This window comes from Bacteroidales bacterium (assembly GCA_012517825.1).
Lineage (GTDB): Bacteria > Bacteroidota > Bacteroidia > Bacteroidales > JAAYUG01 > JAAYUG01.
In genome coordinates, this window is sequence record JAAYUG010000075.1 from 1 (window position 1) to 13,850 (window position 13,850).

The window sequence follows — 13,850 nt, forward strand, 5'->3', positions numbered from 1 at the left end:
ACAGACGAAATGCCAAAATTTAATGGTAGTGAATTTGGTTTTAGGGACTATATCCAAAAAAACCTCAATTATCCGAAAGATGCTTACGAAAAAGGCATACAGGGTAGAGTTTTCATAAAATTTGTTGTAAACCAAAATGGTGATGTCTGCAATGTCAAATTGGCTAAAGGATGCCATCCTCTATTGGATAATGAAGGCTTACGCGTTGTATCTTCTTCTCCAAAATGGACTCCTGGCAAGGCAAATGGCAAAAATGTTGCGGTTCAGTTCACTTTCCCGATAGTATTTTCTATTCAGAAATAATACGGTACTATTCATATAAAAAATAGTCAAAAGCGTCCATCCATTACTGGATAAAGAATCTGTGCGGATTGCATCAAATTCTCCCGGAGGGCGGCTGGCTAAAAATGTTAAGCAAAAAGTTCCGATATAATTTGCAATACCGGTTTTTCTCATATTGCAATGAAAACGAATTTCAACTTGATTTTTTTGTGTCTGAATAACTCTTTAATCTATCAAGAAATTCTGATGTAACGATTTCTTGAATTATCCTACGGAGCCAAAATACAGAGCAACGATAAGATAAAGACGGAGGCTTTAAAACCCGAATAATCATAAAGAATTCAAAATAACCAATGCATAGCGGGTTGGTATTTTGTGGTGGCATTCGTCTTAACCAGGATTCTTAATTACAAGGCTACCAACTGATACATTAGTCTGTCCTTGATGATGTGCACTTCCCCATATCGGGGTAATCACTTCAGTTTTCCCAGGATGTCCTTAACAGGCCTTCATTCCCATTCTCCGGAATCCTGCTGTCAGTATTTTCAGTTTTTGGTCAGTGATGGCACGGATTTTCCCTATGGTGGTTATTCGCACCGGTGCTACTCCGCAGAAATTAAGCACCGCTTTTTTCAGTGCCCTGCTCCCGGCGCCACCAAGAACATATCTGTAATACCAGGCAGACTGATCCATTGTGACAACAATGCGGGCCGATTTACCGGTGAGCAGTTTCTTCCTTCTGCCCCCGTTGGCATACTTAAAGGCAAAACCCGGAATGAACACCCTGTCGATAAAGCCTTTCAGCATGGCAGGATATGTCGCCCACCAGTTGGGATAAATAAAGACCAGGTGATCAGCCTTGCTTATTAAATCCCAGGCCTGCCGGATGTGTTCTTCCGGCTCGGGTAATTGACGATACCCTTGCGGCAGGTCGTAACGAAAATTAAGTTCACGGAGATACAGCTGATAAACAGTATGGCCGGCCGATTCAGCGCCTTCTACATAAGCCTTCTGCAGGGCTGAGCCAATGCTGTCCTCATAAGGATATCCGTTAATTATCAGTATTTTCTTCATATTTTCTTTTCAGTACTTTTAATGCTTCGCGCTCGCTGAGCGGGGAAAGCCGGTTATTCTGCACAAATTCCAACACCCAGTCAGCATCCGTTTTTGAGTATTCCCGTAACGCCCAACCTATCGCCTTGCGGATAAAAAAATCCTTTTCTCCGGCAAGGCGGCGGATCGTGTTGCCGAGCAGTTCCACGTCGGTTGCCTTCTTATACTTTAACTGGAAAAGCAGACTCGTACGCCACAGCCAGATATTTTCCTGCCCCAACCAACGCTGAACAGAAGAACTGATCAAATCCGGATTGTGCATGAACAAGGTGCCAATGAAACGGGCTGCTATCAGGTCAGCCGTGTCCCACCAGGGTTTAGTAACAATGCAATATTCAAAAAGTTCAAGATGTTCCCTGCTGAATTTTTTCCGGAATTTTTCCATTATATCCATCGCGGCATACTGGCATTCCCGTTCGGGAAGCTCCCAGAGCAACCTGACTGTCCGGGGCATCTCAGACAAGGAAGGAAGCCCGTAGTCCCTGAAAAAATCCTTTTCCAGTTCCTGTCGCTTGTCCTTTTTCAGCCCGAAAAAAGGAAACTGGTTCTTCATGTACTTCGCCATTAAAAAAGCATCGTCCTGCGATGCCTTCGTGCGAAAGCATTCATACAGTTGCGCTGTATATTCGCCGGTATTCATGAAATTTCATTATATTAAATCCGATAGCCAGCTGTATTCTCTTCAAATTTAGTTAAACGTTTATTACGACCGGAGTTTTTCCAAGGAATCAGCAATTAACAACCTGTTAATAATATCCTGCCTTTCAAAACCGTTTTATTGTAACTTCGGCACAATTAATGCGACTGGCTATGCGATTCAGATTCAAAGTACTATTGGTCATACTGGCAACAGGATTCCCTTATTTTTCCTCTACCGCGCAGGAACCTGTTCAGGCCGTTTCGGTTGAAAAAGAATATCACCGTGGCCTGGAACTCTATGAAAAACAAAAGTACGGGGCAGCCCGGCAATGCTTTGAGAACCTGCTTGCCGACGAAAAGCTGCACCACACCCTGCTCGAAGCCGACGCAAGGTACTTTGTGGCCATGTGCGCCATCCAGCTTTATCACAAAGACGCAGAATACCTGGTAAACAATTTTGTGGCCTATCATCCGGAAAGTCCCCGCGTAAACGGCTTACGGTTTGAGATGGGACGCTACTTTTACGGCCTGAAGCGCTTTCGCGATGCAGCACAATGGTTGTCGGAGGTTGATAAGAAACGCCTTTCCCGTGATGATCTTTCGGAATACTATTTCAAGCTTGGCTACGCGTATTTTATGACCAACGATCTGGACAAGGCCCGCTATGCTTTCAGTGAAATAAAAGACGTTGACACAAAATACACTCCACCTGCCGTTTATTACTACTCGCACATAGCCTATACCCAGCAGAACTATGAAACAGCGCTGGAGGGTTTCCGCAGGCTTGAAAATGACGAGACATTTGCCCCGGTGGTGCCCTATTACATCATTCAGATTCTGTATCTGCAGAAAAAATACGACGAACTGATCAGTTACGCACCCGATAAAATGAAAACCATCAGCGAGAAACGGCTCCCTGAAACAGCCCGCCTGGTTGGGGATGCCTTTTTCCGCAAGAATATGTTTTCCGAGGCCATCCCTTACCTCGAAATCTATAAGGAAAAGAACCAGTACATGAGCAATGAAGACAAGTATGTACTGGGATTTGCCTATTATAAATCCGGCCGGTTTGAGGATGCATCGAAAATGCTCGAGCAAATCACTGCCGGTGAATCAGAATTGAAGCAGAATGCCATGTATGTACTGGGAGACTGTTATGTGCGATCCGCGAGGAAGGACGAGGCAAGAATGGCTTTTTCGGCGGCCGCCCGAATGAATTTTGACGAAAAAATTGCGGAAGATGCCCTGTTCAATTATGCCAAGCTGACTTACGAACTTTCCTATTCCCCCTTTAATGAAGCCATCAGGGCATTTAATGAGTACCTGACAAAGTACCCTGGTTCAGATCGCGCCGATGAGGCTTACAATTACCTGCTTCAGGTTTACATGAGCACCCGCAATTACAAAGACGCTCTTGCTTCAATTCAGAAAATACGGGTGAAGGACGACCGGGTTAAAAAAGCATGGCAGAGAGTTGCCTTTTTCAGGGCACTGGAACTTTACAGCAACCTTGATTTTCAGGGCGCTGTCAGTTTACTGGATGTTTCCCTGCAGTATGGCAATTACGACAGAACTCTCAAAGCCCTTGCTTTTTACTGGAAGGGGGAAGCCTGGTACCGGCTGGGGGACTATACCGAAGCCATTGACCAGTACCAGAACTTTCTTGCACAACCTGCAGCTCCTTCCACGGATGTGTATTCCACCGCCCTTTATAACACGGGGTATGCGTGCTTCAATCTGAAACGCTATGCCGATGCTGCTCTCTGGTTTGGCAAATTCCTTGACCGTGAAGGAGGAAAAGCCACTGACCTGGTGGCCGACGCATACAACAGATTGGGCGACTGTTATTTTATTCAGCCCGATTATCAGAAAGCCATTGAAATGTATAACAAGGCTATAGCGCTCAATAAATACGATGCCGATTATGCCCTGTTTCAGAAAGGATTTTCCCTTGGTTTGCTGGAGAAAACGCGCGACAAAATTACGGTTCTCAATCAGTTGCTCACTTCCTACCCCCGTTCCCGCTACGTACCCGATGCACTTTTTGAACTGGGAAACAGCTACATGAAACTTCAGGAACCACAAAAGGCTCTGGACTTTTATCAGCGCATACTAGCCAGTTATCCCTCGAGCAGTTATTACAGTAAGGCAATGGTACAGACAGGTTTGGTGTACAGAAACCTGGACCGCGATAACGAGGCGCTGGAAATGTACAAAAAAGTTGTGGCAGAGTTTCCCGGCACCACAGAAGCCAGAAGCGCCCTCAACGGCATCCAGAACATCTATGTGGAACAGGGAAAAGCCGATGACTATGTAAACTATCTGAAAACAATCGGAACAATGGGAGAACTCAGTGCCGCTTCGCAGGATTCCCTGATGTACCGCTCGGCCGAAAATATTTATCTCACCGGTGACTGCAGTCGTTCGCAGGTATCCTTTCAGCGTTACCTTGACCGTTTTCCGGAAGGCATTTTTGCGCTCAATGCCCACTATTATCTTTCGGACTGTGCCCTGCGCTCAGGTTCCGAACAGGATGCCCTCCCCCATTTACTCTACATTGCAGGAAAACCGCGTAACATGTTTACAGAAGAAGCCCTTCTTTCTGCAGCACGTATTGAATACAAGATGCAGAATTACATGGACGCCGTGGCACATTACAAAACCCTGGAAAGTCTGGCCGAAGTCCGCAATAACCAGATGGAAGCACGCATCGGCCTGATGCGCTGCTACGATAAACTGAATGAATTCAAAGATGCTTATGATGCTGCCGACAGGGTACTGTCAACAGAAAAAATTCCACCCGACGTAATACGGGAGGCCCGCTTCATTCTGGCCAAATCGGCTGCCGCCCTTGACCGGACTGATGTTGCCCTGGAAAATTACCGCAAAGTGGCTACGGAAGTCAAAAGTATTCAGGGAGCAGAAGCTAAATTCAGGGTGGCAGAAATTTACTGGCAAAGAAAACAATACGACAAGGCGGAGAAAGAAATTTTCGATTACATCGATATGAATACTCCGCACCAATACTGGATGGCAAGGGCCTTTATCCTTCTGGCCGATATTTATACCCTCCGGAAGGATTATTTCCAGGCCCAGCAAACCCTGCAGAGCTTGATTGATTATTACGAAAACCCGAATGACGGGATCATTGACATGGCCCGCCAGAGAAAAGTCGCCATTGATCAGGCAACCCAGAAAGGAACCGCCAGAGAACAGGACACCCTTGAAATAAAAATGCCCAACAGGAAATGAAATGCATTCATCCTATGATATCACTCAGGTATAAAACACACATCGGCAGGTTGTCAGCCAGCCTTTTCTGTGCATGGTTTATTTCTTTTTCCCTCCCTGCCCAGGAAAAAATTGACAAGGAAGTTTACGTGGTAAAGCCCTACGAGCCTACCCTGTCGGATGCATACAAAATCAGCCGGATGCCGGAAATCAACGATACCGTGCAGGAAAAGCCCGTTTTTGATTATTCCATTGCCGGCCGCAAAATTTCGCCCGATGTGCAGGTAGCGCCGATTCCTGCTGCGCGCATGGTGCCGGATCCGATTCCCAGGTTGTACAAATCGTACCTGAAGCTGGGCATGGGAACCTATACCACCCCCCTCTTTGAACTGAATGTCAATAGCCTGCGCTCCAAAAAATATAATCTGGGACTGGAGGCGCGCCATCTTTCCTCGCATGGAAACATCGCACTGGAGGATAAAACAAAAACCTACGGAGGATTTTCCCGTTCATCGGCTGCCCTCTACGGAAAAACATGGTTCAGCAACATGGTGCTCAGCGGCGATCTGGGGGTTGCTTCCAATACCTTTTACCGTTATGGCAATGCCCTCGATTCGGTGCTTAAAAAAGAGGATATGCGGCAGGGATATTTTTCCCTTGTACCTTCGTTCCGTTTAAAAACGCTTCAGGAAGATTCGACCCGCATGAACATTGATATCAGTGGTAATTATTCCTTTTTCAGGGAATCGGGAGGCGGGTACGAAAATGCTTTCCGGCTTGGCGGCAGTTTTAACAAACTGTACAGGAAAAACTGGCTGGGAGCCGATGTTGATGTTCATTACCGCCGGCCTTCGGAAGGGATTGACACGGCTTATGCCACTGTATTATCTTTCTCTCCCTATTTTAACCGGCATTCTTCTGAATGGTCATTTGTGGCAGGATTTGGAACCACGGTGGATATTTACGGGGGGAAAGCCTCCTTTCATGTTTATCCGAGAGCCCAGCTGGAATTTCAGGTTCTGCCAGGGATCCTGACGGCATATTTTGGGGCTTCAGGACAAACCATTCTTAATGAATACCGTTTTATAGCAGACGAAAATCCTTATATCAACCCGACGCTGTATGTAAAAACCACCAATGAAAAGATCCGCGGTTACGGCGGAATTCGCGGCAGTGCAGGAGATTTTTCCTTCCGGGCAGGCGCTTCCTATTCCCTCCTCGACCGTCTTCCATTCTTTGTGAACGACACCATAACCCCGCTGCTGAATGAATTCAGCGTTTTGTATGATAATGCCGAACTAACTACCATTTCAGCCGAAGCAGGTTACCAGGTAAATTCAAAACTGAATATCATGCTCCGGGGAAATTACTATCACTATTCCATGGATTTACTGGAGCATCCCTACCAGCGGCCTCCCTTTGACATTTCCCTCACAGGTGTTTACAATCTGCGCGACAAGATTGTCGGCCGGGCAGAACTGTATATATGGGGAAAACGGTATGCCCGCAGCAATGCACTGGTCTACGAAACAAGAGAACTTCCGGCTTTTGCTGATCTGAACCTGCATCTGGAATACAGGTTTACCAAAGTACTGTCATTTTTCTTTTCCGGAAATAACCTCACTGCCAGCCGGTATCAGTTATGGAACTATTACCCTGTGCAGCGTTTCCGCATAATGCTCGGATTTACCTATGCATTGTAAAAGAAGCATAAAAAAAAGAGGGTGGCGCTAAATGCCACCCTCTTTTTTTCTTTCTACTTTTCAAAGGAAAACTTGTACATCTCGTTTTTCTTCGGAGCTGTATCAAAGATAATTGCAGAAGTTATATAAACACGGGTATCCTTCGATTCCGGACGTTTTTCCCCTGTAACCACAAGCCGCACCGTATGGGTACCCGGCTTAAGGCCCATGACATGCCAGATGCTTGTTGTATGCTGCTGATTGGCAAAATCATAATAGGTATCAATCGTGCGGTGAAGTTTCCCATCTACGTACACATCAGCTTTACCGCCATCCCTGTACCAGTTTCCTTCGATTGAAATGCCTGTCCCCTGAAATTCCAATACCAGTTCATCGCCCTTAGCGAATGCATACATAGACTGTTTGGTTTTCTGATTATTCCGTTCAACTTCAAAAGGTTTCCAGTTACCTTTGAAGGACCAGCCCGGTTCAAAAACCGAGATCTTCCTTGAGAAGACCACATCCGGGAAGGAAACTTCAAGGGCAGGTGCCACAGGTTCCTGCCTTTTGATTTTTATCTCATTTTCCCCTACCTTTCCCCCATTCCGGGCAATCAGGTCAAGGGCATATTTATATGTATTGTCCACTGCCGAATTGAAGGAATAGCTGGTGTGAATAAAAACCGAATCAGCCACATTGCGGACGCCTTCCTGCATATATTCAGGCAGCCCGCTGAAACCCTTTATGACGCCCAGAACAGCCAGTGCGTTGGATGGATTGCAGTCGGAATCCTGACCGCACCGGGTTGCGATCTCCAGTGTTTTCATAGGATCCCCCTCTCCGTAAAGGAGGCCCATTGCAATGTAGGCTCCATTGAGCTTGGCGTCAATATTAAACGGATTGCCTGCACCGCAAATGTCCACATCGCCCCACTTTGCCTCCAGTTCCTTCCATGCAGCCTTCCAATCGTCAGGATAATGCCTGTGCAACGCTATCACATCCTGAATGATTTTGTAATAATCGCTTTCCGCAGGAAGTGACCTAAGAGCATTTTCAATTATTTTGTTAATGTCGGATTCAAAGAAAGCTTCGGCGTACAATGCAGCTACAAAAACGCCGCCATATACGCCGTCACCATAATTCATAATATGCCCGATTTTATCAGCCATCTGCAGGGCAGTTTGCGGCATACCCGGACACATAAATCCGATATAATCTGCTTCTATTTGAAAATCAATATCATCGGCATGAATATTGTACTCAGGACTTCCTGAAGCAGGAGGGAAAATGCTGTCGTAATAGTTTTTCCGGGCCTGCATATTGGCATGCCATAACCAGTAACCGGCCTTGGCAAACATTTCGTGAAACTGTTTGGCCGGGGCATCGATGCCGTACTTGTCCATTGTCATCATGAAGGTAAGCTGAACGTACAGGTCGTCCTGCCAGATGCTTCCTTTTATATCGGCCGGTGTCCAGCGGATGGAATCCTCAAAGATCCGGTTCATGGCATGGAATTCGGTCGGAGCGCCATACGTCACCCCTATCATTTTGCCGGCCCAGCCCCCGGAAATTTTGTCTTTCAAAACATCTGGACGGATGGTTTTGTATTCGTTTGCCTGTTTGCAGCCAGCAACTTCAATAAGAAACAGAAAAAGAAAAAGATACTGAACAGACACTGCTTTTTTCATACTTTTTGTTTTTATTAGTTTTACAATCGCTATTGTTTTTAAACAGAAACCACAATGCATTCCTTTGTGGGTACTTCTTCCGGATGGCGGAACACGTCATATATAGGCCGAAATTCCCAAAAAAGCCGAGCAGGTCCTTTCACGGATCCCTGATCCTGCTTCCGCCTGCTGAAATTAAGAACTCGGTATTTACCCGGACCATCCATGGCTTATAAGTTAACAAATCTATGTAAAAGAACCTGAATATGAATGAATTATTTCATAACAGCCTTCCGATTGGAAGCATTAACATATCCCCCTTTACCGTTGATAATACTTTTTACAATACTTTCCCTGTTGCCGTTTAACCAGAAGATTACCTTGTGGTAAAGGGAATCTTCCAGGGCCGGAGGTGTTTCAATCGCCTGGTCAACTACAATGGGTGCATCATAAAATACGTTATATATACCAAGTCCCCATGCATGATGTACATTCACAGAGTCAGCCACTTTATACGAAGCATACCCAAATGTAGTGCCGTGTTTCCATTCATCGACCGATGGTGGGTCATATGGCATTTCGCTCTGGTAAAAGTACACCCGGCCATTTTCTCCATTCCAGATAGTCTGGTATTCCTGAAAATGTTCATTGAACAATCCATAAATCGTAACATCATTGCCGTTAACAACCAGACCATTGGCACACCGGTTTTTGTTCCAACCTACTCCGTTGCCATGATCAGCTCTCCAGATCCATATATGATCAACATAAACATCATTACTGTTGATCGTTAAACAACGGGAAACATTACCTTCGCGAGCACCACCCACACGGAAGAATAAGTCAAACAAAAAAGACGGATTGGATTCGTGATCATTTTTTGATCCCGGTTCTCCTACCTGCATTAAAGTTTCTGAAGGAATTTTCCCAGCATCAATCAGCAGGCCCGCAACAGTTATGCCGTCTTTGTCAGAAATTTCGATAACCTTGTTTCCATTCACCGGTATTAATGTAGGAAAACCGAGTCCTATAATCACTGTTCCCGGACGAAATACCCGGATACTTTCTGACAGAAAGTAGATTCCCGGAGTAAAAAGTATATGCTTTCCTTTTTTCAGGGCTTTGTTAATGGTTTTTGAATTGTCGGCAGCGGCCTTCGCGATATAAAAATCCTTCAATGCAAGCGTTCTTTCCTGATGATTGCCATTCCAATCCACACCGCATGAATTTTTCTTTATGCCGGGAATTTTCAACATCAGTTCTTTTCCTGAAAATACCCAATAGGGTTTTTCACGAACTTCCGGAGTAACTGCAACGGCAGTATAAGGCTTCTCCGGCCAGTTTTCTTCCGGTGCATTGATTGTTCCCACGTATACCATATTCCAGACTCCGCCGATCCATTTATTGAAAACAGAATTTCTTGTGAGCCATTGCTGTTGTGAACCGGAATAGACTGTTCCGTCGATTCTGCAATTGGCCATAAAGCCTCCGCTGGAAGGACCATCAAACAATTTCAGGTCGCCCTTGATATAAACACGCCGCAAGGGAGAAGCCTGGGAAACAGCCCAGGTATTCACTGAATCGGAAGCCGGCAGGATGGTAATGTTTTCCGCCGCCCGCCAGAAATTGCACAACACATGCCCCCCCTGCGATGCAACTGACCGAACGGCCCCCACTATAACCGTTTCTTCAGGGGAAATCCCGAGCCCCATCACATGTGTATAGTAACCCACTTTCACATCAAGATGATAGACTCCGGGCTTGAAAAGCAAGGCATACCGATTCTGGGTAAACTCATTTTCGGGAAATAGCTGACCGGAATAAATCGTATCAATAAGTGCCTGTATTTCGGCCATATTCATTGAAGGATCAAATACAAATACATTCTCACCTAATGGTGACCTGTTGAAACGGGAGGCTTGTTCTCCGGCCCTTTTTGACAAAGGGATCGATGTGTTTCCTTTTAAAGGCTGGGCATAATTCTCCTGCCAGCCAATTATGCAAAAAAAAAATACCTAACAATAACCAATGTCTCATTGCTTCAATCATTTTTAATTTTCTTTTTGCTGATTCTCACCATCACAACTCCCTGCGGGGGCACCCTGGCCGTAAATGCCTCTTTATAGAAGCCCAGATTTTTCTGATGCCAGAGATCCCGGACAGCATATTTTCCGGAAATACCAAGTTTTGGCCAATCAACGCTCATCTCCTCTTCGTTTTTTCCTCGGTTAAAAAGACCAACAGCAACAGAACCATCAGAAAGATGCTTGAACATGATAAAAGTATTCTGTGTTTCGGAAATAACCTGTCCGCATTCACCCAGAATATCCTGATTCACTTCAATTACTTCAGGATTGCATAGCACGTTTAAAGTGAACGCGTCCAGCTTCGACATATCTCCGCTATAGATCAGAGGAGCCGCCATCAGGCACCAGAGCGACATATAGGCATATTGCATAGCCGGTTGCATAAGGGTATGTTCTGGCATTCCCATTTTGTGGGCATTTCCAATCCATCCAATCTGTATATAGTCCGGGTCATTCCATTCGCCGGGTTTAGAGTACTGTCGGTGCTTTGCGTTATTGACCGCAACGTCAAAAATACGATCCAGTTCAAAACCCAGATCACCCGAAGTACGCCAGCAATGGCCACCCACTTCAGCGCCCCATTCCCATACATTTGCCATTCCGTACTGGCAAAGATTGAATACAACATCATGGTCTAATGATTTCAGGATATTTCCCATCAGCCGGTATGGTTTCTTAAAAGTTTCGGGGCTGGTATCTTTTCCCGCAATTTCAAAATACGAACACCAGTCATATTTGAGAAAATCAAAGCCCCAGTCAGCAAACTGCCTTGCATCCTGTTCTTCATGCTGATAAGAACCTGCGAAACCGCCACAGGTCAAAGGTCCGGGTGAAGTGTAAATGCCTGCTTTAAGCCCAAGGGAATGAATATAATCCGTAAGCCCTTTCATATCTGGGAAATAGTAATTGGGAAGGATGTTACCATTTTGATCCCTGAGAGGCCCAGTACGCATTGTATCCTTATTTTTCGGTGCATTGGCCCATCCATCATCAATGTTTACGTATTGGTAACCGACATCGGCCATTCCGCTGCTTATTATTTTATCGGCCGCCTCACGTACCAGGGAATCTGTTATCCTGTCGTAATGAGCATACCAGTGATTCCATCCCATAGGCGGCGTTAGGGCAAGTTTGTCGCCTGCAACGATTCTCAGTTTCCGTTTGTCTTTCCCTTTAGAGTTTTCGGCGGTAATAATCAGATCATATTCTCCTTTTTCCGGAGTAATCCCGCTGATAATTCCCTTCACAGGATCCAGCTGTAATCCGGATGGCAAATTCTTAACGGTAAACCGTAAAGGCCTTTCCCCCTGGCAGGGGATTCGGTAAAGGAATGGTTTGCCGGGTCGGCATCCATATACCAAAGGGCCATTAATCCGGGGTTTGGATTCCGGAGAAGGGGTCCATATCAAAGCATCTTCATGGGCATTATCAGAAACCTGCTGAGCCGATAAAGGAAATACCGAAATGCACCCAATGGCAAGAAAAAGCAGGAAAGGCCTTTTCATTGTTTTACAGATTAATGATTAAAAAAAGGAGGAGTCAGTGGTATTGACTCCTCCAAATATACTTCACTATTTCACAACAAAAATGGTTGCCGGTGAGAACATAATCTCATGGCTTCAGCCACCAGGGAATCTGATTGATTCCGTCATATCCCCCGTACTGCTCATCAATGGCTTTTTTATAGTTTTCGGGGTTAGAGACTTGTTCGTCGGTGGGATATTTCCAGCGTTTCGGATAAACGGTTTTGTCATCGGGGTTCATGCTGGTGTTGGGATCCAGAGGAAATTCGGGATATCCCGTCCGCAGGAACTGAGCATAATTTAAACCGTTACCCTGGAAGAAGTCAATAAGCCACCTCTGGTACCAGATCTGGTGCAGACGATCTTCCTTGGTTCCTGATGTTGCATATGCTGCAGCACCGGTGAAATAATTATCGATATACGCCTGGTCGATAGCCATGCCATGGGTATAGGACGCAGGAGCAGAAGGCAGAGTTCTGTAAAAATCAAGCATAGCCCTTACTCCGTTTTCATAATAATCTTTTGCATTTCCTGTAACCCATCCTTCTTCAATAGCTTCAGCAATAATGAAGCATTGTTCGGCGTAAGTAAACTTGAACATCGGATCGCCGGCCCTGAAATCTCTGTACCGTTTATTGATCAGGGAATACATGCCATTCTGATTGTTAACCGAAAGTTGTTCGGCTATTAATTCCGTAGGTGCACCTACATAAGCATCAAAATCGCTTTCCAGTTTACCGGCACTTATCTGAGCCGGTGCAGGTTCTGCAAAGTAGAACAACCTGCGGTCCTGCAGTTGGATTAATCCGTCAACAACGAGTTTGGACAGGGCGATGTACTTTCTTCTGTCTTCACCATTCCAGAAAGGATGGGATGCGTTGGGATTATCGGAATAAGCCAGCTGGAAATTGTCAGCATTACCGGTCATCAGGTTGCCGGCTGCCACAATTTCAGCAAACCGGGCTTTCTGTGCCGCAGTTGCTTTTTTACTGATGGTCTGAATGACCTTCAGTTGCATGGCATTGCAAAGCCTGCGCCATTTGGCAGCATTGCCTCCCAGCATTATGTCACCTTTGAAGTCTGCACCATTGGCAAAATCTTCTTCAGCGGCTTTCAGATCATCCAGGATTTCCTGAAACACATCCTGTTGTTTGTCATATTTAGGCCTGACAATTCCTTCTTCTGCCTTACCGGCTTCAGAATAAGGAATATCGCCCAGGTCCAGAGTTATCCAATAACCGTACCAGGCTTTCATGAACAAATACAACCCTTTAAGTGAAGATTCATAAGGGGTTCCGGCAGCAAATTCAACTGCTCTCTTCAGATCGGTAAGATTCTTGAACGACCCGAAACCGCCGTAAGGCCAGTATGAGTAATAGTATTGATACGGATTGGGGTTTGGTTCACAAATAGCGGTATGCTTGCACCACAGATTTCCTGTGCCAAAATCGGTAGGGTTTGGATTCCAGAACCTGAAAGAATTTTTCAATACCTGTGTAACAAGCATTTCAGGTGCCACCGATGTCGGTGCATCCGGATTTGTATTTAATTCCTCAAAATTACTGCAGGAAACAGTAATTGCAAGAGAAATTACAAATAGAAAGATATAATGGATCTTTTTCATGA

Annotated in this window: 9 protein-coding genes; 3 read left to right on the forward strand and 6 right to left on the reverse strand. The window is 45.5% G+C overall.

The features are described from left to right. Nucleotides 1-303, forward strand: a 303-nt coding sequence (locus GX419_04790; protein ID NLI24002.1) for an energy transducer TonB, incomplete at its 5' end; no start/stop codon positions are given. 477 nt (nucleotides 304-780) lie between these two features. On the opposite strand, the gene GX419_04795 is transcribed toward GX419_04790, so the two are convergent. Next, nucleotides 781-1,356: an NAD(P)H-dependent oxidoreductase gene (locus tag GX419_04795; protein NLI24003.1), complete on the reverse strand. Its 576-nt coding sequence runs from the start codon at nucleotides 1,354-1,356 to the stop codon at nucleotides 781-783. Beyond that, a complete protein-coding gene (locus GX419_04800; protein ID NLI24004.1) occupies nucleotides 1,334-2,035 on the reverse strand; it encodes a DNA alkylation repair protein in 702 nt (233 codons plus the stop codon). The genes GX419_04795 and GX419_04800 overlap by 23 nt, the downstream gene beginning before the upstream one ends. A 170-nt stretch (nucleotides 2,036-2,205) precedes the next feature. On the opposite strand from GX419_04800, the gene GX419_04805 reads away from it, so the two are divergent. Together GX419_04805 and GX419_04810 are read left to right on the forward strand one after the other, a co-directional pair. After that, nucleotides 2,206-5,286, forward strand: a complete 3,081-nt coding sequence (locus tag GX419_04805; protein NLI24005.1) for a tetratricopeptide repeat protein — start codon at nucleotides 2,206-2,208, stop codon at nucleotides 5,284-5,286. A gap of 14 nt (nucleotides 5,287-5,300) precedes the next feature. Next, nucleotides 5,301-6,968 carry a hypothetical protein gene (locus tag GX419_04810; GenBank protein NLI24006.1) on the forward strand — a complete coding sequence of 556 codons (1,668 nt, stop codon included), beginning with the start codon at nucleotides 5,301-5,303 and terminating at the stop codon, nucleotides 6,966-6,968. 53 nt (nucleotides 6,969-7,021) lie between these two features. Here GX419_04810 and GX419_04815 read toward each other — a convergent pair whose 3' ends face one another. From GX419_04815 to GX419_04830, 4 genes are all read right to left on the reverse strand, one after another. Further along, entirely contained in the window at nucleotides 7,022-8,635 is a 1,614-nt protein-coding gene (locus tag GX419_04815; protein NLI24007.1) for an ADP-ribosylglycohydrolase family protein, read from the reverse strand. A gap of 254 nt (nucleotides 8,636-8,889) precedes the next feature. Then, a complete protein-coding gene (locus GX419_04820; protein ID NLI24008.1) occupies nucleotides 8,890-10,557 on the reverse strand; it encodes a coagulation factor 5/8 type domain-containing protein in 1,668 nt (555 codons plus the stop codon). Between the two features lie 98 nt (nucleotides 10,558-10,655). Further along, nucleotides 10,656-12,206 carry an alpha-galactosidase gene (locus tag GX419_04825; GenBank protein NLI24009.1) on the reverse strand — a complete coding sequence of 517 codons (1,551 nt, stop codon included), beginning with the start codon at nucleotides 12,204-12,206 and terminating at the stop codon, nucleotides 10,656-10,658. Nucleotides 12,207-12,312: 106 nt separating this feature from the next. After that, nucleotides 12,313-13,848, reverse strand: coding sequence for a SusD/RagB family nutrient-binding outer membrane lipoprotein (locus tag GX419_04830; GenBank protein NLI24010.1), 1,536 nt, complete (start codon nucleotides 13,846-13,848; stop codon nucleotides 12,313-12,315). Nucleotides 13,849-13,850 lie beyond the last annotated feature (2 nt).